The organism is Streptomyces sp. NBC_01546 (assembly GCF_045208355.1).
Lineage (GTDB): Bacteria > Actinomycetota > Actinomycetes > Streptomycetales > Streptomycetaceae > Streptomyces.
Genome location: NZ_CP109379.1, coordinates 7023758 through 7043576, shown reverse-complemented (window position 1 = coordinate 7043576; position 19819 = coordinate 7023758). Strand labels below are relative to the sequence as shown.

Annotated in this window: 17 protein-coding genes; 8 read left to right on the top strand and 9 right to left on the bottom strand. The window is 71.0% G+C overall.

Annotated elements, in window-relative coordinates; all coding sequences use genetic code 11:
• Positions 1–143: 143 nt before the first annotated feature.
• The 5 genes from OHA89_RS32185 to OHA89_RS32165 all read right to left on the bottom strand — a co-directional run bounded on the left by OHA89_RS32185 (position 144) and on the right by OHA89_RS32165 (position 7533).
• Positions 144–1898: an NAD(P)/FAD-dependent oxidoreductase gene (locus OHA89_RS32185; protein ID WP_215144877.1), complete on the bottom strand. Its 1755-nt coding sequence runs from the start codon at positions 1896–1898 to the stop codon at positions 144–146.
• Positions 1895–3685, bottom strand: coding sequence for an amino acid adenylation domain-containing protein (locus tag OHA89_RS32180; RefSeq protein ID WP_266611246.1), 1791 nt, complete (start codon positions 3683–3685; stop codon positions 1895–1897). The genes OHA89_RS32185 and OHA89_RS32180 overlap by 4 nt, the downstream gene beginning before the upstream one ends.
• Before the next feature lie 77 nt (positions 3686–3762).
• Entirely contained in the window at positions 3763–4533 is a 771-nt protein-coding gene (locus OHA89_RS32175; RefSeq protein WP_406367713.1) for a thioesterase II family protein, read from the bottom strand.
• Positions 4534–4592: 59 nt separating this feature from the next.
• A complete protein-coding gene (locus OHA89_RS32170; RefSeq protein WP_266611243.1) occupies positions 4593–6209 on the bottom strand; it encodes an MBL fold metallo-hydrolase in 1617 nt (538 codons plus the stop codon).
• Between the two features lie 406 nt (positions 6210–6615).
• On the bottom strand, positions 6616–7533 hold the full coding sequence (locus OHA89_RS32165) for a formylglycine-generating enzyme family protein (protein ID WP_406368666.1): 918 nt from the start codon (positions 7531–7533) through the stop codon (positions 6616–6618).
• 251 nt (positions 7534–7784) lie between these two features.
• Here OHA89_RS32165 and OHA89_RS32160 point away from each other — a divergent pair, with 251 nt between their 5' ends.
• Positions 7785–10019: a sulfatase-like hydrolase/transferase gene (locus tag OHA89_RS32160; RefSeq protein WP_406367712.1), complete on the top strand. Its 2235-nt coding sequence runs from the start codon at positions 7785–7787 to the stop codon at positions 10017–10019.
• Between the two features lie 6 nt (positions 10020–10025).
• Here OHA89_RS32160 and OHA89_RS32155 read toward each other — a convergent pair whose 3' ends face one another.
• Both OHA89_RS32155 and OHA89_RS32150 read right to left on the bottom strand, forming a co-directional pair.
• The gene (locus tag OHA89_RS32155; RefSeq protein ID WP_266611238.1) at positions 10026–10787 is read right to left on the bottom strand and encodes a maleylpyruvate isomerase family mycothiol-dependent enzyme; all 762 of its coding nucleotides are present in this window, start codon (positions 10785–10787) and stop codon (positions 10026–10028) included.
• Between the two features lie 184 nt (positions 10788–10971).
• Positions 10972–11505, bottom strand: coding sequence for a DM13 domain-containing protein (locus OHA89_RS32150; protein WP_257557660.1), 534 nt, complete (start codon positions 11503–11505; stop codon positions 10972–10974).
• 134 nt (positions 11506–11639) lie between these two features.
• Between OHA89_RS32150 and OHA89_RS32145 the strand changes: the two genes are divergently transcribed.
• From OHA89_RS32145 to OHA89_RS32125, 5 genes are all read left to right on the top strand, one after another.
• Entirely contained in the window at positions 11640–12731 is a 1092-nt protein-coding gene (locus OHA89_RS32145) for an NAD-dependent epimerase/dehydratase family protein (RefSeq protein WP_406367711.1), read from the top strand.
• 41 nt (positions 12732–12772) lie between these two features.
• Entirely contained in the window at positions 12773–13480 is a 708-nt protein-coding gene (locus OHA89_RS32140) for a glycosyltransferase family 2 protein (RefSeq protein ID WP_215144886.1), read from the top strand.
• Positions 13477–14109, top strand: a complete 633-nt coding sequence (locus OHA89_RS32135) for a DUF2064 domain-containing protein (protein WP_406367710.1) — start codon at positions 13477–13479, stop codon at positions 14107–14109. Before OHA89_RS32140 ends, OHA89_RS32135 begins: the two co-directional genes overlap by 4 nt.
• Positions 14106–14855, top strand: a complete 750-nt coding sequence (locus OHA89_RS32130) for a bifunctional 2-polyprenyl-6-hydroxyphenol methylase/3-demethylubiquinol 3-O-methyltransferase UbiG (RefSeq protein ID WP_266611235.1) — start codon at positions 14106–14108, stop codon at positions 14853–14855. The genes OHA89_RS32135 and OHA89_RS32130 overlap by 4 nt, the downstream gene beginning before the upstream one ends.
• A gap of 80 nt (positions 14856–14935) precedes the next feature.
• Positions 14936–16267 (top strand): glycosyltransferase 87 family protein, encoded by a 1332-nt coding sequence (locus OHA89_RS32125; protein WP_406368664.1) that lies wholly within the window; start codon positions 14936–14938, stop codon positions 16265–16267.
• Here the strand turns inward: OHA89_RS32125 and OHA89_RS32120 are convergent.
• Both OHA89_RS32120 and OHA89_RS32115 read right to left on the bottom strand, forming a co-directional pair.
• On the bottom strand, positions 16190–16597 hold the full coding sequence (locus tag OHA89_RS32120) for a hypothetical protein (RefSeq protein WP_257557653.1): 408 nt from the start codon (positions 16595–16597) through the stop codon (positions 16190–16192). The genes OHA89_RS32125 and OHA89_RS32120 overlap by 78 nt on opposite strands.
• A complete protein-coding gene (locus OHA89_RS32115; protein ID WP_406367709.1) occupies positions 16597–17730 on the bottom strand; it encodes a molybdopterin-dependent oxidoreductase in 1134 nt (377 codons plus the stop codon). Before OHA89_RS32115 ends, OHA89_RS32120 begins: the two co-directional genes overlap by 1 nt.
• 133 nt (positions 17731–17863) lie before the next feature.
• Between OHA89_RS32115 and OHA89_RS32110 the strand changes: the two genes are divergently transcribed.
• Complete coding sequence (locus tag OHA89_RS32110) at positions 17864–18580, top strand: response regulator transcription factor (RefSeq protein WP_215144897.1); 717 nt, start codon at positions 17864–17866, stop codon at positions 18578–18580.
• 7 nt (positions 18581–18587) lie between these two features.
• Positions 18588–19709 (top strand): sensor histidine kinase, encoded by a 1122-nt coding sequence (locus tag OHA89_RS32105; protein WP_406367708.1) that lies wholly within the window; start codon positions 18588–18590, stop codon positions 19707–19709.
• The last annotated feature ends 110 nt before the right edge of the window (positions 19710–19819 follow it).

Below are 19819 nucleotides of genomic sequence, written 5' to 3'. Positions count from 1 at the left end.
TGGCTCCGACGCCGGAGGCATTCAATGCACTTGACGCTACGACAGCACCGGGCGGCCCGCAACACCGCTCAAGCAGCGCTGGATTGAGACTCGAGATGCTCGCCCACTCACCCGGGAGCCCGCCCGGGTGAGTGGGCGGTGATCTACCGTCCGGCGGGCGCCGAGGTGCGGTAAAGGGCCCGCAGCTCCTTCTCCAGCGCGTTGACCTCGTCCAGCCTCGGTCGGCTCTTGGGCGCGAACAGTCCGTCCTGCTCCCAGCGTTCCGGGTCCAGGCTCAGTGCCGAGACGTTGAGCCAGCCCCGCGAGCGGATCTCTTCGAGGCGCTCGGGAAGGGCGTCCTCGAGGGCGAGGTAGAAGATGACGTGGGCCAGCTCCTCGATGCGCTCCAGACCGTCGCGCACGCTCGTGAGCACCGTGCCGAAGGCGGGTATCTCGTCACCCGGCAGGTTCTGCTCGAAGAGCCGGGCGAGCGTGGGCACGTCGTCGTAGTAGTCGATGTAGTCGAATGCGAAGACGCCGCGGTAGCTGCGCGCCCAGGCCTGGAAGAGGTTCATGATGGTGCCCTGGGTCGCCACCGCGTGCGCGCCGAGCGCGCTGAGCGTGGTGCTCGCCGACTCGTCCAGGAAGGTCTTCCCGTAGAACTGCGGGTCGGAGAAGGACCATCCGACGTAGTAGTCCCAGATCGTCTTCAACGACATGATCACGGCGTTGTCGTGGAAGGCGTAGGAGCCCTGGATGTTCATGGTGAGGCCCTCGGCGAGCGAGAGGAACCAGCGGTTGGCGTACCGCACGAAGCCCTCGTCGAAGGACTCCTTCACGTCCCGGCCGACCATCTCGGTCACGAAGCTGTTGGCGTAGCCGATCAGGTTCGACCCCACGGAGTAGTAGGGGTCGGCGAAGACCGCGGCGTCGCCGACGCACGCCCAGCGGTCCTGCGAGAAGACCTGCTGCGAGGAGTGGCTGTAGTTCTTCAGTACGCGGAAGTCGAGGACCGGCAGCTCGCGGATGGCGGGGTCGAAGCCCGGCACGCGCTCCACGACGAAGTCGATGGCCTTCTCGATCCGGTTGAACTTGGTGACCGGGTGGAGGTCGTCGGACACGACGATGCCGACGCTGGTGTGGTCGGGGGCCAGCGGGATGGCCCACACCCAGCCGCCCTCGAACATGAAGTGGTTGGTGGAGTGCCAGCGCGGTTCGGTGATGCGGTCGTGCCAGCCGGAGTGCTCGGGGCCGACCGCCTCGTCGGTGTCGAGCCGGCCTTCGAGCCGGAACCAGACCGAGTTGTGGGGCTTGGGGTACCGCTTGGTGAGGTCGAGCTTGCGCTGCAGCAGGCGGTGGCGGCCCGTGGCGTCGACGACCCACCGGCAGGTCACGGTGGCGGGCTGCGCGCTGTCGTCGTCGATGGCCTGGTAGGTGACCTTGTGGGGGGCGTCCTGCTCACCGAGCTCGATGTCCAGGACCTTCACGCCCTGCGTCAGCACGGCCCCGGCGCCCTCGACGATCACGCGCAGGTGTTCTTCCAGGGAGCCGCGGTTGAGCTGGTAGGACTTCGCCGGCAGGAAGCGGTTGACACCGAACTCGGCTTCCTCCTGGAGACCTTGGCCGCCGCCGTAGAAGTAGCGCAGCCCCAGCTTCTCCAGGTGCTGTTCCTCCAGGTAGTCGTACAGGCCGATGACGTGGGAGAAGTAGTAGGCGCCCACCTCGACCGAGGACTCGCCGACCTTGAACGCGGACAGCGGGATCGGGGAGCGCTCGCGCTCGCAGACCAGGACGGACAGCCCGGGCTGCGCGTCCTTGAGCTGCTTGGCCAGAGTCAGCCCGGCCAGGCCTCCGCCCGCGATGACCACGTCGTAGTCGACACCGCCGAAAATGGAATCGGTACCGCTCTGCCTGCTCACTTTGCTCCCACCTTGTCGTTCTGTCGGTCCTCGATCACGAGGGCCAGGCTCCGGATGGTCCGGTCCGTGTAGGGGTCCGAGACCTCAAGCTGGACCCCGATCCGCTGCTCCACATGGGCCAGCAGGTCCATCACACTCAACGAGTCGCCGCCCAGGTCCAGGAAGTCGTCGTCCAGACCGATGGGCAGCGGCGCGAACAGCTCCTGCCAGATCTCCAGAAGCGCCGCCTCGGCCTCGCTCCCCGGCTGCGGACCCGCCGCACGCCGGCCGACCGTCCCCTCGTACAGGGCGATGAGGGCCTTGTCGTCGACCTTGCCGTTGCCGGTCAGCGGCACCGTGTCGACCGGGATGATGGCCGAGGGGACCATGTAGTCCGGGAGGTTCTCCTGCGCCGTCGCGCGCAGCCGGTCGACGTCCTGCCCGGTGGGCCCCTGGACGAAGGCGACCAGCAGCGGTGTGTCGGTCTCGGTGACGTGGCGCAGGACGTGCACGTGGCTGACCGTCGCGTCCTGGGCCAGGACCTGGGCCACCTGACCCAGCTCGACCCGCCGGCCCCGGATCTTCACCTGGCCGTCACGGCGCTCGATGAACTCCAGGTCACCACCGGCGTGCTGTCGCACGATGTCCCCGGTGCGGTAGACGCGCTTACCGGCGGCGGGGGCCGCGGCCGGGGTGAAGAAGCGCTGTGCCGTCAGCTCGGGGTCGCCCAGGTAGCCGCGGGCCAGGCCCGCCCCGGCGAGGTGGAGCTCGCCGATCCCGCCCGGCCCCACCGGCTGACCGTCCTCGTCCAGGACGAACGCCTCGGTGTTCTCGATCGGCCTGCCGATGAGGACGCGCTCGTCGGTGGCGGCGAGGCGGTGGACGGTGGAGCAGACCGCGTTCTCGGACGGCCCGTACTCGTTGTACAGATCCACCTGCGGCAGGCGCAGGTAGTGCTCGAGGGTCAGGCTCGGCGTGAACCATTCACCGGCGATCGTGACGCACCGCAGGGACGTCACCGACCCGGCTTCCATGCCCTCCAGCAAACGCTTGTACAGCATCGGCGTGATCAGGAAATGGGTGACGTTCCCGTGTTCCATCAGGCCGGTCAGGTAATGCCGGTCGGTGATGCGGTCCCGGCGCGGCAGCAGCAGACGTGCACCGGAGGTGAGGGCGCAGAACGTGTCCGCCACGGCACTGTCGAAGGACGGCCGCGGAATGGCCAGCGTCACGTCCTCCGGACCGAAACCGTAATAGGAATTGCGCCACGTCAGCGTATGGACGATCGCACGGTGCTCGACGGCCACGCCCTTGGGCCTGCCCGTCGACCCCGACGTGTAGATCACGTACGCGAGGTCGGAGGGCGTGGCCGCGGGTTCGGGGTCGGTGTCCGGGGTGGTCAGGGCGGCGCTCATGACGTCCAGAACGAACAGCTCGCCGTTGAAGTACATCGCGCCGGCGGCCGCTGACGACTCGATCACCATGGCCTTGGGTGCCACGTCCTCGACGATCCGCTGGGTCACTCCAGGCGGGTTGTCGGGGTCCAGGGGGACATAGGCACCGCCGGCCTTGAGGACGGCCAGCATGGAAATGATCACGTCCAGGGGATGCCGGACCAAAATCGCCACCCGGTCATCGGGGCGGACCTGGCCGGTATCCCTCAGATGGTGGGCCAGTCTGTTTGCCCGGCGATTCAGCTCGCCGTAGCTCAAAGAGTCACCTTCGAATTCCAGGGCAGTATGCCCCGAATATCTTCTGACACATTCCTCGAAGAGGAAAGTCAGAGTCCTTGGATCGTCATGGTTCATCAACAAACGTCCCCTGCCGGATCATTGTCAATTCTAGATTCGAATAGCGTAGCCGCCACCGATCGAATGGCCCTCTATTACCGCTCGAGTGCACGCACCAGTGCGCCGGTCGTCGCCGCCCGCTCCGCCTGCGGAAAGAAGTGACCGCCCGGCACGGGCACGACCTCGAACGGACCCGAGCACAGAGTCCGCCAGATCGCCGCCTCCTCGGCCGTCACGACCTGGTCCTCGTCTCCGTACATCACCGTGACCGGCGTGGTGATGTACGAGGGGCGGGCCGGGCGGTAGGCCGCCTGCGCGGTGAAGTCGGCGCGCAGCACCGGGAACAGCCATTCGCGGAAGCCGGGGCGGCTGAGACCGGCACTGTTGGCGCCCAGCTGATTCCAGAGCAGTTCGATCTCGTGATCGTTCTTGGGCGGCTGCAACGCCGTCGCCCCCGGAGCGACCGCCGCGAGGACCACCAGCCGCATCGGTGGGCGGCCGGCCAGGGTCAGCCGGTGCGTCAGTTCGTAGGCCAGGGCCGCGCCGAAACTGTGCCCGACCAGGACCAGCGGGTCCGGGAGCGCGAGCACGTCCGGCAGCACGTCGTCGACCAGCTCCTCCACGGAACTCAGGGGCGTCTCCCGGCCGCGCTCCTCACGCCCGGGTCCGACGTGGCCGTACAGGTCGAGCCACTCGGGCAGCAACCTGCGCCACGGCGCGAAGCCGGTCGCTCCGGCGCCCGCGCTCGGAAAGCAGACCAGGGTGGCGCGGCTTGCGGCACCCTGGCCCTGATGCGCGGTCGGGCCCGTACTCGGCGGGCCGAAGCGGCGCAGAGGCGCGCTCCGGCGCCCGGCGTGGTTCTGCATGTACGCACCACCCAAGAGGATCTACGACGGGCACGGCAGGGACGGACGACCGCTCGGACCTACGGCTTCGCCGGGTCGACGGCGGGCCAGGTGCGCTCGGCCCGGTCGCGCAGGAGCTCGGCGGTGATGCCGCGTTCGGCGCTCAGCCGCGTGAGGACGCCGGCCTGCTGCACCTGTTCGGCTTCGGGGTCGTACTCGGAGCCGGTGAGGTGCTTGAGCCAGGGTTCGAGGCCCATGGCGTAGGCGTAGACGTGACGGGCGCCCAGCTGCTGGGCGAGCTGGTCGGCCTGGGCGGCGTTGCTGCCCTTGAGGCGGCGCCCGTTGTTGTGCTCACGGGAGAGCTTCCCTTCCAGCATCGGCCCGTACAGCCAGTTCAGAGGGGCTCCGACGCATTCGAGGCCGATGAAGAGCGCGTCGAGAGGAGTCTCGGTGAGGCCGGGGATGTTGTCGAACAGCGCGGGCTCGAGCGGCGTGATGTCGGTGGCGAAGAGGAACCTGCGGCCGCCGGCTTGGACGAGGGGCACCATCTTGGTGCGGATGTCGAGGTCGGCGTGCTCGCCCACGAAGGGGAGGGCGGTGACTTCGACGTGGTCGGCCACGCGGTGGGTCTCGAGTTCGGCCAGCTCCTGGACGTTGGAGAATCCGAGGGCCTGGAGCATGGTCTTGAGGCTGGGATCGGGCAGCGATCCGCCGGAGGCGCGGGGAACGACGATCGTGCCGATGCGGGTGCGGAGTTGGAGCAGGGTCTCCAGCGAGAAGTGGTCGGAGTGGAAGTGGCTGATGACGACGGCGTCGATGTGCCGGGGGAGGTCTTCGATGGTGTAGTGCTCGTAGCCGTCGTCGGTGTAGCCGAGGAGCGGGTCGAGGAGCACGGACGCGGTGCCGGTCTCGATCAGCACGGATGCGTGATTGAGGTACCGCACCCGGACGTCTCCGGGCGCGGGCGGGGTGTGCTGCGCCGGCGGCACGTCGTGGAACAGCGCGGTGAACGCCGGGAGGTCGGCATCGGCGACCCCGAGGCGTTGCGCGAGGTGCGGGACGTCGACGGGGCCGAGGCGCGCCTCGAACAGTTCGTTCCACAGCGGGGAGTCGAAGGGCAGATCGATGTCCAGGCGGTCGGGGCGCGGGAGGACGGGACTGCTGTACACGAAGGGCTGGGGGCTCGCTGCGGCGGTGAGGGAGACGCACTGACCGTCGCGCTCGTACGCCGGCGAGCCGTACATCAGCGCTTCGAAGAAGCGGAAGGTGGGCTTATGGGCGGTGTCGTAGACGAGCTCGACCCGCCCGCGCAGGGAGTGGGGGACCAAGGGATAGAGAGGTTCCATCGGCCCGCCGACTGCCTTCTCCCGCAGCAGGGCGCGGAGTTCGTCTATGTCGTCGGCGAGCTGGAGCTTGGCCTCGCCTCCCTTGGCCATGGTCTCGCGCGCCGCCTGGACTTCGTCGTGGGTGGCGCCCTGGGGGTCGAGGAAGGGCGCGCCGTAGCGGTGTGGGTCCGAATTGACCGCATCGTGGAGGTGAGGTGCCTTCAAGTAGCTGTCCACGATCGGCAGCAGACGGTCCCGCAGGTTGAGTGCGCCGGTGTGGGGCGCCAGCAGATAGGGCCACGCGTACCAGCGGTGCAGGAGGGGCTGGGCCACCACGGACGGGCGAAGGTAGAGCTTCTGGTGTGCGGGCAAGGTAATTCCCTCGCTGTCGGTGTCGGTGGGTGGGTTCGCGGCTTGCGCACGCGTGTCATGCATGCGATGGCTGAGGTCGAGTCAGTCCCTTTGTCTCGCATATTCGTTCATGTCTATCACAAGGGACAGTTCATGAATCCGTCAATTTAGCAGGACAGTTGCCTGACGATCACGCTGCTGATGCGTTTCTGAATTCGATCCCCAGAGCGGCTCAAGGAGAATTCAAGGTGGCATGGATTACAGGCTTGGCTCAATTCAGCGGGTCCTGGCAAATAGCCGTCGGGCTGCGGTGGACACGATTGCGGGGTCGGATTTCAGCCGCCGTCACTCGTCTCCGTGCGGAAAGCCAGGTGCCGGGTGCTGACAACGGGCGGCCTGCGGTCAGGCTCGCCGGGCCGCCGCCCGCTCAGGGCGCGGTCACGCAGCGGAACCCCACGTTGCCGGTACTGCTGTCCTCGGTGTTGCCCGTCCGGGCCGCGGTGCGGTACCGGTTGCAGTACGAGTCGTGGCACAGGTACGAGCCCCCGCGCATCGCCCGCGTACCGCTGCCCGGAGCGAACTCGTCGGCCGTCCACTCCCACACATTGCCGACGGTGTTGTACAGCCCGTATGCGTTGGGCTCGTACGCGTCCACCGGCGCCGTGCCCAGGTAGCCGTCCTCCTCCGTGTTGACCAGCGGAAACTCCCCCTGCCAGATGTTGCAGCGCCAGACCCCGCCGGGGGCGAGGACGTCTCCCCACGGGTAGCGCGCCTGGTCGAGCCCGCCGCGCGCCGCGTATTCCCACTCCGCCTCGGTCGGCAGCCGCTTTCCGGCCCAGGCGGCGTACGCGTTCGCGTCCTGCCACGCCACGTGGACCACCGGATGCCCGGGCTCTGGCACGGAGCCGGGACCGTACGGGCTGCGCCACGAGGCACCCTCGACCGCCCGCCACCACGCAGTGCCCGGCGGGGCGGGTGAGGCCAGCACGAGCTCCGGCTCGATCAGTCCCGCGAAGACGTACGACCAGCCGGCGCCCTCCGCGACCGTGAGGTATCCGGTCTGCTCCACGAAGCGGGCGAACTCGCGGTTGCCGACGGCATGGACGTCGATGCGGAAGGGGGCGACCGTCACCTCGCGGACCGGCCCCTCGCCATCGAGGGGGTTCGCGCTCCCGTCCTCGTTGCCCATCCGGAACGTGCCGCCGGCCAGCGCCACCGTCTCGGTGGTCGCGCGGATGCGGGACGCGGGCAGCACCGCCGACGGTCCCGGCGGCCTGCGGTCGGCGGCCGCGGGCGGCGCGCCGCGAGGGGCGCAGCACGACCCACCGTGCCCGCCGGCGCTCATCCCCGCCAGGCCCCCGGCCCCGGACCCGGCCCCGGCAATCTCGATCGGCAAAACCTCTCCCACCTCTCATAGCGGCTCCGACGTGGCCAATGTCGCCCGCCCGCGGCTCCGGAAATACCAGGCCGGGCCCCCTGTCACACGATCTTCATGCGCTGTGCATGGTCCGGGGGCCCGCCGCACGCCCATGATCGGCTGCACGTTCATGACCGGTCCGCGGTGCGCACAGCGCAGCAGCCTCAAGGAGTTCACCGATGTCAAGCCGCCGTCATTTCCTGGCCGGTTCGGCCGCAGCGCTCGGCTTGACGGCCCTGCCCGCAGCCGCCTCGGCCGCACCCGCGGCGGCGCGGACCACACAGGCCGGGACGCAGACGCCGAGCGCCACGCGCGCGCCGAACCTCATCGTCGTCCTGGCCGACGACCTCGGCTACGGCGAACTCGGCTCGTACGGACAGAAACTGATCACAACCCCGCGTCTGGACGGGCTGGCGACCGAGGGGCTGCGCTTCACCGACGCGTACTCGACCGCCGCCGTCTGCGCGCCGTCGCGCTGCTCCCTGCTGACCGGCCTGCACACCGGCCACTCCACGGTGCGCGCGAACCCCTCCGCCGCCCAGGGCTCACTCACCGCGACCGACACCACCTTCGCGCAGGTTCTCAAGGCCCGCGGCTACCGCACCGCGGTCATCGGCAAATGGGGCTTCGGTCCGGAGGCGGCCGACCAGGACAGCCACCCTGCCGCCCGCGGCTTCGAGGAGTTCTACGGCTACATCGACCACAGCCACGCGCACCAGTACTACCCCGAGTACCTCTGGCACAACGGGACCAAGGAGCTCATCCCCGCCAACGCGGGCGGGGCGAAGGCGGTTTACGCTCCCGACCTGATCGAACAGCACGCTCTGGAGTTCATCGGCGCGCACAAGGACGAGCCGTTCCTGCTGTTCCTGACGCCGAACGTGCCGCACGCCCCCAGTGACGTGCCCGACACCAGCGCGTACGCCGCCCAGAGCTGGACGGCCGCCGACAAGGGGCATGCGGCGCAGGTCAGCTACTTCGACGCACTGGTCGGCAAGGTCGTCGACCGGCTGCGCGCGCTGGGTCTGGAGGACGACACGGTCCTGCTGGTCACCAGCGACAACGGGCCGCACGAGGAGGGCGGCGTCAACCCGGACCTGTTCGACGCCAACGGTCCCCTGCGCGGCTACAAGCGCAACCTGTACGAGGGCGGCGTGCGCGTCCCCCTCATCGCCTGGGGGCCCGGCCGCGTCGCACGGGGCACCAGCGACCGCCCCACCCCGCTCACCGACATCCTCCCCACCCTCGCCGAACTGGGCGGAGCCCCGGCGCCCTCGGACGTGGACGGCCTTTCGGCGGCCCCGCTGCTGGCCGGAAGTCCCGACGCGGCCCGCCACGGCCACCTCTACTGGTTCCGCGACGAGCGGGGCGTCACCAGCCGGGCCAACGCACAGGACGCCCAGCGGGCCACATGGCTGGCCGAAGCGGTGCGGCGGGACAACTGGAAGGCCGTGCGCTTCGCGCCCGAACGCGACCACAACCTTCCCGACGACAAGTGGCAGGTCGAGCTCTACGACCTGGCCGCCGACCTGGGGGAAACCCGCAACGTCCTCGACGCACACCCTTCGACGGCGGCCGCGCTGGTGGCGCTGATGCGCTCCTCTTGGCAGGACAGCTACCCGCGCAAGGAGTTCGGCGTCCGCCTGCCCCTGCCTCAGATCGCCGTTCCGGGGCAGACGTTCACGGTCACCGCGTCGCTCGCCAACGGATCCGCCAAGGCCTGGACCTCGGCGGCGCTCGCGCTGCGCGTCCCGGCCGGCTGGACGGTGACCGCGACCACCGCGACCACCGCCGGGCAACTCGCCGCCGGTGCCCGGCTCGACGCCACCTGGAAGGTCACCCCGCCCGCCGACGCGCCCGCCCGGACGCGCTGGGACCTCACGGCCGAGGGAACCGCACTGGCGCCGGGCGGGACGGTCACCTATCGCGCGTCCGGTACGGTGCCCACGCCGCCGCCCCCGCCGACGAGCGACTCGTACCTCTCCGACCTGGAGTGGATCTCCGCCACCAACGGGTGGGGCCCGGTCGAGCGGGACGCCTCCAACGGCAAGAACGCCGCGGGAGACGGTCCCCTGATCGCCTTCGGCGGTACGAAGTACGCCAAGGGCCTCGGCGTCCACGCACCCAGTGACATCGCCTTCCACCTGGGTGCGGCGGGCAACCGCTTCACCGCCCTCGTCGGCATCGACGACTTCTCGGCGAAGCAGAGCCCGCTCGGCGCGACCCGCGCCAAGGTGTACGGCGACGACCGGTTGCTGCTGACCACACCGACGCTCACGGCTGCCACCGGTCCGGTGGCGCTGGACGTGGACGTGCGGGGCGTGCGGGTCCTGCGGCTGGTGGTGGAGGACGCCAACAACAAGACGTCCTTCGACCACACCTCGTGGGCGCTGGCCCGCGTCACGGTGGTCTGAGCCGGCCTAGAAGGCCGAGTGGTCGGACCAGTGGGCGAGCAGGTCCGTGTCGCCGAGCAGCTGGAAGGCGTCGCTGTGGCGGTCCAGGCGGCCGTAGAGGAGCAAGAGGAGGTCGGCGGCCGTTCCCCGGACCGTGGCGTCCGCCGCGCGGGGCTCGGCGCGGTCGGCCACCAGGGCGAACCCGTCGGGGCGCAGGCCGACCAGCCAGTCGCCGTCGCCGTCCGTGCAGCTGAAGCGGATGGTCCGGTCAGGGGCGCGCAGTTGGGCGGTCAGCGGCGCGAAGGAGGAGGCGAACGGCAGGTTGGTGAGGAACTCGTCGATGCCGTCCACGGCCAGCACGCGGTCGATGTGCGGTGAGAGCCCGAGCGCGAGTTGGGCGTCGACCCGGTGGACGAGCGTCTCGAAGAGCATGCGCCGTACCCAGAACCGGGCGTGCTGGTCGACTCCCCAGGCCCACATCGGTGCGTCCAGGTCGGTGGCGGCGAACACCTCGGCGGCCTCCGCCGCGCTCGCGGCCAGCCAGGCGGGCAGGCCGTCGGGGTGCTCCGGCAGGCGCAGATCCACCTCACGGCTGGTCGGCGGCTGCTGGATGCGCCGGCGAAGCAGCTCGCTGAACCAGCGGTGCACGCTGCCGACGTGCCGCGTGAGGTCCCCGAGAGTCCAGCCGGGGCAGGTCGGCACCGGGGTGGAGAGGTCGGCTGCCGTGACCGTGGCGACGAATCCGGCGGTCTCGGCTGCGACGGCCGCTCCGTGCTGGGCGGGGTTCATGTCTGTGCCCTTCCTCTGATGGTGCTGCCCCAGGCGGTGAGAACACTTAAGGACATAGATGGTTTATGTCTTTAAGTAATGCGAAGCTAATTCGCCGGCGTCGTGGCTGTCAACTTCCGGCCCGAGTGCCGCTCGGCTGCCGCGCATGAGGCGGTAGGCGTCGAGGTCGCGGTGCGTGCGCGCGTTACGCCTTCGCGAGGGCCGCGGCTCCGAACGACACGTCGAAGCGGTCGCACCAGATGCTCACGCTGGTGTACTGGGAAAGGTCGATACCGGGCGGCAGTTCGTAGTTCTGATCGCCCTTGTTGCCCTTGAGCTTGCCCAGGGTGAGGTACTTGCCGTCGTCGAAGACGCGCCAGCCCGCCACGCCCTCCTTGACCGGGGCATCGCTCAGCAGCACCCGCAGGTCGGGGCCGTTGCTGGTGTCGAGGTTCTCCAGGCGCAGCGTCTGCGAGCCGTCGGGCAGCCGGACGATCTTCACCGACCCGGTCGTCGCGTGCTCGTGACTGATCAGCTCGCCCGAGGCGACCGTCCGCGGGCCGGCCGCGGCCGCGGCCGACGGTGCGGCCGTCGCGGCGGGCAGTGCCTCGCTGACGGTCTCGTTCTGCCACAGCTTCCACGGCTGGAACCAGTACAGCCCGGCGCCCAGCACCATCACGGCCGCGATCGCCGCTCCGGCCAGCAGTCGGCCTCGCCGCCTCGTGTTTCGCACTGTCATGCCTCTCCCTCGTGGATCTTCACTCGCATTCAACGCGGTGGAGGCAGGGGGCGCCACATCCGCACCGGTGACGAAACCCTTACGTCCGTGTCCCGAACCGGCTGCGCACCTGCGGATTCCGTAGCGTCACAGGCATGCGAGTACTTGTCACAGGAGGCGCTGGATTCATCGGCGCGCACATCGTCACGACACTGATCGAACGCGGGCACGAAGCGGTGGTCCTGGACGCGTTGCTGCCCGCCGCCCACGCGGTGGCCCCGGTGCTGCCGGACGCCGAACTGCTCATCGGGGACGTCCGGGACGCGGAGGAGGTACGAGCGGCGCTGCGCGGTGTGGACGCCGTATGCCATCAGGCGGCCATGGTGGGACTGGGGAAGGACTTCGCGGACGCGCCCGCGTACGTCAGCTGCAACGACCTGGGCACCGCCGTGCTCCTCGCCGCGATGGCGGAGGCGGGTGTGCGCCGCCTGGTGCTCGCGGGATCGATGGTCGTGTACGGGGAGGGGCGCTACGAATGCCCGCGCGACGGACTCGTACGGCCCGGTCCGCGCGAGGTCGCCGATCTGGCGGCGGGCCGGTTCGAGCCGCGCTGCCCGGCGTGCGGGTCGGAGCTGGTCCCGGGCCTGGTGGACGAGGACGCCCCGGTGGATCCCCGCAACGTGTACGCGACGACCAAACTGACGCAGGAGCACCTGGCCGCCGCCTGGGCGCGGTCCACGGACGGGCGGGCGGTGTCGCTGCGCTACCACAACGTGTACGGGCCGGGCATGCCCCGGGACACCCCGTACGCGGGCGTGGCGTCCTTCTTCCGGTCGGCGCTGGCCCGGGGTGAGGCACCGCGCGTCTTCGAGGACGGTGCCCAGCGACGCGACTTCGTGCACGTACGGGACGTGGCGGCGGCCAACTCGGTGGCGCTGGAGGCGGTCGGCGACCGCCCGGCGGGTGCGTTCACCGCGTACAACACGGGCAGCGGCGAGCCGCACACCATCGGGGAGATGGCCGGCGCGCTCGCGGCGGCGCACGGCGGCCCCGTACCCGTGGTGACGGGTGAGTTCCGGCTCGGCGACGTACGGCACGTCACCGCCGATTCCGCGCGGCTGCGGGCCGAGCTCGGATGGCTTCCGCGGGTCGGCTTCGCCGAAGGAATGGCCGAGTTCGCGCGGGCGGACCAGCGCGCCTCGGCCGATGGCCCACGGCCCGCAGAGGGTGACGTCCGCGTTTTGTAAGGACTTGATGTCCCCTATGTCCCTGCGGAATTCATACGGTGATGCCCGTGACCGTAGATGTGACCGTAGACGTCGTACTTCCCTGTTTGAACGAGGCCGAGGCCCTGCCCTGGGTGCTCGCCCGGATCCCCGCCGGCTGGCGGCCCCTCGTGGTCGACAACGGATCCACCGACGGATCCGCCGAGATCGCGAGCGGACTCGGGGCCACCGTGGTCCGCGAGTCCCGCCGCGGATTCGGCGCGGCCTGCCATGCCGGGCTGCTCGCCGCCACGGCGGACATCGTCTGCTTCTGCGACTGCGACGCCTCGCTCGACCCCGGCCTGCTGGCCGGTTTCGCAGCGACCGTCGCGGACGGCGGCGCGGACCTCGTCCTGGGGCGGCGCCGACCGCAGGGGCGGGGCGCCTGGCCGGTCCACGCACGCGCCGGAAACCTGGCGCTGTCGCGGATGCTGCGCCGCCGCACCGGTCTGCGGCTGCACGACCTGGGGCCGATGCGGGCCGCACGCCGGGAGGCGCTCCTCGGCCTCGGGCTGACCGACCGGCGCAGCGGCTATCCGCTCCAGATGGTGATCCGCGCGGCCGATGCCGGGTGGCGGATCCGGGAGGTGGACGTGCCCTATCTCCCCCGGGCCGGGAAGTCCAAGGTGACCGGCACCTGGCGGGGCACCTGGCAGGCGGTGCGCGACATGAGCCGCGCGCTGGCAGAGCCCGCCGCCGCTGCCCCGACCGAGACGGGAGGCCGGGTGTGACGACGCTGCTGGTGATCGCGAAGGAGCCGGTGCCGGGCCGGGTCAAGACCCGCCTCACCCCTCCGTTCACCCCGTCCGAGGCTGCCGCGCTGGCCGAAGCCGCCCTGACCGACACCTTGGCGGCGGTCGCCGCCACCCCGGCCGAACGCCGGGTGCTGGTCCTGGAGGGCCGCCCCGGACCGTGGCTGCCGCCCGGCTTCGAGGTCGTCCCGCAGTGCGCGGGCGGCCTCGATGAACGGCTCGCCGCCGCCTTCGCCGCGTGCACCGGACCGGCCCTGCTGATCGGTATGGACACCCCGCAGGTCACCCCCGCACTGCTGGCCCGGGCCGACTGGGCTTCGTACGACGCGTGGTTCGGGCCCGCCGTGGACGGGGGCTTCTGGGCGCTGGGGCTGGCGGAGCCGGACCCCGCACTGCTGCGCGGCGTCCCGATGTCGGTGCCCGAAACGGGCGCCGTCCAGTACGCGCGCCTCGCGGAGGCGGGGCTGCGGATCGGACGGCTGCCCGTACTGCGGGACGTGGACACCGCCGAGGACGCCTTGCTGGTGGCCGCCGAGGCCCCTGGCGGGCGCTTCCACTCCCTGCACGGGCGGTTGACCTGCCCCCGCGGCACGACGGTCCGCGCATGAGGGCCGTCGGCAGGGCCTGGGCCGCGTTCACCGCAGCCGCCGCCGCGCCCTCGGCGCCGGCGCCGGCCGCCTGGCGGGAGAATCCGTACGACGACGCGCTGCGCGACGGGCACGGTCCGCTCTTCCTGCGTCGCGTGGACGGCTGGCTGCTGCCCCTCGAGGTGGAGCGCTGGTGCGCCGACCCGGATGCGGCGGACCTGAGTGCGCTCGCGCGGTGCCGGGGCGCCGTGCTCGACGTCGGATGCGGGCCCGGCCGCCTGGTCGCCGCCCTCGCGGCTCACGGCCACCCGGCGCTGGGCATCGACGTGAGCGGGGAAGCGGTGGCTCGAGCCGAACGGCTGGGCGGGCTCGCACTGTGCCGGTCGGTGTTCGATCCCCTGCCGGGGGAAGGCCGTTGGAACACCGTCCTGCTCATCGACGGGAACATAGGAATCGGCGGGGACCCCACGGCCCTGCTGGAACGTCTGAAGGACGTCACCTGCCCCGACGCGACCGTCATCGCCGAATGCCTCGCGGTGGATGTGGACGAACGGTGCGAGGTCCGGATCGACAACGGCCGGGGCGGGCTCGGCGCGCCGTTCGCCTGGGCGCGGCTCGGTGCTCCGGCGCTGTACCGGCACGCAGACGCCGCCGGATGGGCCCGCCGGGAGCAGTGGTCGGTAGACGACCGGGTCTTCGTGGAACTGGCACGGCGGCCTCGGCTCCGCCCCCGGACCGCGGGCCGTGCGATGCCGGTGGCGCCGTGAACCGCAACCGCACCGCAGGAACCGCCGTGCTCCTCACGGTCCTGCTCCTGACCGCCCTGGCCGCCACACTCGTCCTCACCATGCGCAAGGACGGCTATTTCGCCGACCCGGCCGGACTGTCCTGGTGGTACGCGGCCTCGTGGGCCCTGTTCGCCGCGGCGGCCTGGGCCCTGCGCAAGGTACCCGCCCGGCACGTCGTCCCGCTGGTGCTCGCCGGCGCGGTGGTGGTCGCGGCCACCGGGCTGGTCGCGGGGCCCCGTACGAGCACCGACTCCTTCCGCTACGCCTGGGACGGCCGGGTGCAGGCAGCGGGGATCTCCCCGTACGACCACTCCCCGGCGGATCCCGCGCTCACCCGCCTGCGCGACGACTGGCTCTTCCCGCAGGGCGGCACGGCCTGTGCCGCGCCGGACCGGGCGGCGGTCGCCGACGGGACGTGCACCCGGATCAACCGCCCCCGGGTGCACACCATCTACCCGCCCGTGGCCGAGGGCTACTTCCTCCTGGTCCACGCGCTCTCGCCGCCGGACGCCCGGCACAAGGCGCTGCAGACCGGCGCGGCCCTGCTGTCCGTGGCCACGGCCGGCGCTCTGCTGCTGATCCTGCGGCGGCGCGGTGATCCGCGGAACGCGGCCTACTGGGCGTGGTGCCCGGCCGTACCGATCGAGGCGGTGAACAACGCCCATGTCGACGTCCTCGCCGTCCTGTTGTCGGTCGCCGCGCTCGGGGTGGTGGCCGGGCGCCGGGTCGCGGGCGGTGCCCTGCTCGGCCTGGCGATCGCGGCCAAGTTGCTGCCCGCCGTCCTGCTGCCGGGCGCCCTGTCCGGCGTACGGCGGGTCCGGGACGCGGTCGCCGTCCTGCTGCCCGCGGCCGCGGCCGTCGGGCTGCTCTATCTTCCGTACGTCCTCGCCTCGCACGACTCCGTGTTCGGCTACCTCGGCGGCTACGCCGAGGAGGAGGGCTACGACGACGCCTCGGCACGCGACCGCTACGCCCTGCTCCGTCTGCTGGTGCCCGACTCCTGGGCGCTGCCACTGGTCGTGGCCGTCATGCTCGTGGTGGTCGGGTACGTGATGCGCCGCGGCGATCCCGAACGCCCCTGGAGCGGGGCCCTGTTGGTCACCGGAACCGCGTTCCTTCTCATGACCCCCGGCTACTCCTGGTACGCGCTCCTCCTGATCGCCCTCGTCGCCCTCGACGGCCGCTGGGAGTGGCTCGGCGTCGCCGTCGCCGGCGCGGCCGCCTACATCACCGCCCGGGCGCTCGGCGATGCGACGGGTACCGTCGCCTACGCGCTTGCCGCCACGGCCGTCCTGGCCGGATGGGCCTTGCGGTCACTCGCTCCCGTGCGGTCGCCGGCTGCTCGTGCGTCCTCGCAGCCACCGAGCGAGGTGCAACAGGGCGGCCAGTAGCGCCACCGCGGCCAGTGACAGCAACCAGTTGCGCGGATAGTCCAGCGGCAGCACGGAGGAGTTGTTCCGTGCGCCCGGACGCAGGAGGACCGGCAGTGCGACCACCGTCAGGGACCCGGCGACGATCAGCGCACCGCGTACCGTCCGGCTCGCGCGGACGCCCGCCAGGAGCAGCCCGGCGGCCAGGACCAGCGGGGCGATGATCCCGTCGTGCAGCGCCACGGCACCGGCCAGCCAGATCGCCACGTCGGCGAACTGGCCACCGCCGAACAGCAGCACGAGGCCGTAGCCCAGGAGACCGGCGCCGATGACGCCGAGAGCCGTCCGCATCACAGGACCTCCAGCCGGTGAACCCACTTGGTTTGCAGTACGCCCGGCCGGTTGGGCGCGATGATCCGCGCCGGGAAGCCGTGATCCGGTGACAACACCTCGCCGTTGAGTCGCAGGGCGAGCAGGGTGAGCTCGTCCCGGGCGTAGGTGTGGCCCATCTCGGTTACCGCGTACCCGCCCTCCTGCTCCATGGAGACCACCCGCAGCCGGGCTTCGGGGGGAGCCCCGGCCCGGTCGAGCAGGTCTCGGATCCGCACGCCACTCCAGTGGGCGGACTTGCTCCAGCCCTCCACACACGCGATCGGGAGGGTCGCGTCGTACTGCCTCAGGGCTCGGAGCTCGTCGAGCGTCAGGACGTACGGACGGGGTCCGGCGACCATCAGCCGCCACTGCTGGACGTTCACCACGGCGACGGCGGCGGCGACGGCGGTGCGGTTCACCGGAAGGCCCTGCTGCCCGTGGTCGGGATGCCTGGGTGCCAGCAGATCGAACCGCTTCAGCGGGGTGAAAGACTGGCCGGCCGTCGCGAGGGTGACGGCGCCGACCGCTGCGGCGACGCCCGTCAGCAGAGCACGCCGGTCAGGTCCGTCCTCGGCCGGCAGAGCGAGCGTGCCTGCCGACCGCCGGCTCCAATGCGCCTTGATCTCCGGGGCCTTGACGGCGACGTGCAGCAGCATCGCGCCGACGAACACCCAGGCCAGGGCGTAGTGCACCGGGACGAAGGAGAAGGGCCACGGATACCACTGCACGGTGTTGAGCAGCCCGGAGAACACCTCGAGGACGGCCGCCGCGACGAGCAGGGCCACCGACAGCCGTTCCAGGGCGTGGCGCACCGAGCGCACCGGCGGCCACTCGAACAGCCGCGGATAGACCGTCCACAGTTTCGCCAGCAGGAGCGGGATCGCGGCGATGCCGCTCGCCACATGGAGGCCCTGGGTCAGCCGGTAGCCCCATGACGGACGGCTGGGCAGGTCGTCGGCCAGCCACCCGGGGGGATGCTGAAGCCAGTGGCTGATCACTCCGGTGAGAAAGCACACCACGACGGCCGCGGCCAGCCACCGGCCGATCGCGGTCGCCGTACGCGCATCGTGGAGCCGGCCGGAGAATCTCGGAAGGGGGACACGCAGTTTCATGCGCCCATGACACCTGCAACCGGGCCTTCACGGGGGGTATGTACGCCTTACGAATCGCTGACGCCTGCCCGCGCACCGGACCCGGCCAGGGGCAGGCCGTGACCTCGCCCGGAGGGCGTGGGAGGCTGACGGCATGCACCCTGAACCACCGCATCGGATCCTTGTCGTCGATGACGACCCGACGGTCACCGAGGTCGTCACCGGCTACCTGAAGAACGCCGGCTTCGTCGTCGACACCGCCGCCGACGGCCGCGAGGCCTTGGTGTGCGCCGCGAACGGCCGGCCCGATCTCGTCGTCCTGGACCTGATGCTTCCCGGAATGGACGGCATCGAAGTGTGCCGCGGCCTGCGCGAGGGCTCACCGGCGCCTGCCGTCATCATGCTCACGGCGCGAGGGGAGGAGGAAGACCGTGTGCTCGGCCTGGAAGTCGGCGCCGACGACTACGTCACCAAGCCCTTCAGTCCGCGCGAACTCGTGCTGAGGGTGCAGTCCGTACTGCGCCGCCGGGCCGCCGTCGCGGCCCCCTCCACCACCGGAACACTTCTGAGGGCCGCGGACCTGGTGGTCGACCCGGCCGCTCGCCGAGCCGTCCAGGGTGGGAACGAACTCGCCCTCACCTTGCGCGAGTTCGATCTGCTCGTGTACCTGATGCGCAATCCGGGGCGGGCCGTCAGCCGGGAGCAGCTCCTGCAGGAAGTGTGGGACTGGGAGTTCGGTGACCTGTCCACCGTGACGGTCCACGCGCGACGGCTTCGAACCAAGATCGAGGAGGACCCGGCGAACCCCAGACTGATCCAGACCGTCTGGGGCGTGGGCTACCGCTTCGACTCCTCCGCAGGGAAGGGCTGACCACACGATGCGGGAACAGGACCTGGTTCTCATCGCCCTGTACGCCCTGGGCGGCGCGGCGGCGGCCGGTGCGCTCGGGGCCGCGGTGCTCCGTGCGGTACGACACCGGTCGATGGCGGTCTCACTGGCGGTCGTCGCAGCCGTCTCCGTGACGACGATGCTCGCCGGAACGCTCGCCGTTGCCCGGGCGATGTTCCTGTCGCGCCATGACCTGACCGTGGTCACGACGGTCGTCGCCGTGGCGGCCGTCGTCTCCTTCGCGCTGGCACTCGTACTGGGTCGTTGGGTGGTCGCCCGCAGCGCGGCTCTGGCCCTGGCGGCGCGTTCCTTCGGTGACGGCGGCTCGTTCGCCGCGCCGGACCAGGCCGGGACCGCGGAACTGGCCGCGCTGAGCCGGGAACTGGCCGTCACCAGTGCCAAGTTGAACGAGTCGCGGGACCGTGAGCGGGCACTGGAGAGCTCCCGGCGGGAACTCGTCGCCTGGATCTCGCACGACCTGCGGACTCCGCTGGCGGGAGTACGGGCGATGGCGGAGGCCCTGGAGGACGGTGTGGCCGTCGACCCCGAGCGGTACTTCCGCCAGATCCGGACGGAGGCGGAGCGGCTGAACACCATGGTCGGCGATCTTTTCGAGCTCTCCCGCATCCATGCGGGAGCACTGGCACTGACGCCGACCCGGATCTCGACGTACGACCTGGTGGGCGACGCGGTGGCCGGCGTCGAGGCGCTCGCCCGGCAACGCGGCGTCCGGGTCGTCGGAGAGCGGGTCACGCCGGTGCCGATCGAGGTCGACGGCAAGGAGATGACGCGGGTCCTGTGCAACCTGCTCAGCAACGCGCTCCATCGGACACCGGCCGACGGTACGGTCGCCATCGCCGCGGAGTCCGGGGAGGACGACACGGTGGTGCTCTCGGTGACGGACGGCTGCGGCGGCATCCGCGAGCAGGACCTGCCGCGCGTCTTCGACACCGGCTGGCGCGGCACCGAAGCGCGCACGCCTCCGGGCGGTGCGGGTCTCGGCCTGGCGATCGTCCGGGGCATCGTCGAGGCGCACGCGGGCCGCGCCAGCGTGCGCAACGTGGCCGACGGCTGCTGCTTCGAGGTGACCCTGCCCAGAGCCGGCGCCTAGGCGGGAACCAGAAATTCTGACGCAAGCGGCCCCTCTGGCCGGAAATCTTTGCCCGATTTGGTGACAAGGGCACTGATGTTTCATCATCATGACCGCGCGTCAGTTTCGAC

Excerpts from the sequence above, each read along its gene's own strand:
- OHA89_RS32150 (WP_257557660.1), bottom strand. The coding sequence starts at position 11,505 with ATGACAGTGCGAAACACGAGGCGGCGAGGCCGACTGCTGGCCGGAGCG.
- OHA89_RS32125 (WP_406368664.1), top strand. The coding sequence starts at position 14,936 with ATGCGCAAGGACGGCTATTTCGCCGACCCGGCCGGACTGTCCTGGTGG.
- OHA89_RS32160 (WP_406367712.1), top strand. The coding sequence starts at position 7,785 with ATGTCAAGCCGCCGTCATTTCCTGGCCGGTTCGGCCGCAGCGCTCGGC.
- OHA89_RS32180 (WP_266611246.1), bottom strand. The coding sequence starts at position 3,685 with ATGAACCATGACGATCCAAGGACTCTGACTTTCCTCTTCGAGGAATGT.
- OHA89_RS32155 (WP_266611238.1), bottom strand. The coding sequence starts at position 10,787 with ATGAACCCCGCCCAGCACGGAGCGGCCGTCGCAGCCGAGACCGCCGGA.
- OHA89_RS32115 (WP_406367709.1), bottom strand. The coding sequence starts at position 17,730 with ATGAAACTGCGTGTCCCCCTTCCGAGATTCTCCGGCCGGCTCCACGAT.
- OHA89_RS32140 (WP_215144886.1), top strand. The coding sequence starts at position 12,773 with ATGCCCGTGACCGTAGATGTGACCGTAGACGTCGTACTTCCCTGTTTG.
- OHA89_RS32105 (WP_406367708.1), top strand. The coding sequence starts at position 18,588 with ATGCGGGAACAGGACCTGGTTCTCATCGCCCTGTACGCCCTGGGCGGC.
- OHA89_RS32110 (WP_215144897.1), top strand. The coding sequence starts at position 17,864 with ATGCACCCTGAACCACCGCATCGGATCCTTGTCGTCGATGACGACCCG.
- OHA89_RS32165 (WP_406368666.1), bottom strand. The coding sequence starts at position 7,533 with ATGAGCGCCGGCGGGCACGGTGGGTCGTGCTGCGCCCCTCGCGGCGCG.
- OHA89_RS32120 (WP_257557653.1), bottom strand. The coding sequence starts at position 16,597 with ATGCGGACGGCTCTCGGCGTCATCGGCGCCGGTCTCCTGGGCTACGGC.
- OHA89_RS32145 (WP_406367711.1), top strand. The coding sequence starts at position 11,640 with ATGCGAGTACTTGTCACAGGAGGCGCTGGATTCATCGGCGCGCACATC.
- OHA89_RS32175 (WP_406367713.1), bottom strand. The coding sequence starts at position 4,533 with ATGCAGAACCACGCCGGGCGCCGGAGCGCGCCTCTGCGCCGCTTCGGC.
- OHA89_RS32130 (WP_266611235.1), top strand. The coding sequence starts at position 14,106 with ATGAGGGCCGTCGGCAGGGCCTGGGCCGCGTTCACCGCAGCCGCCGCC.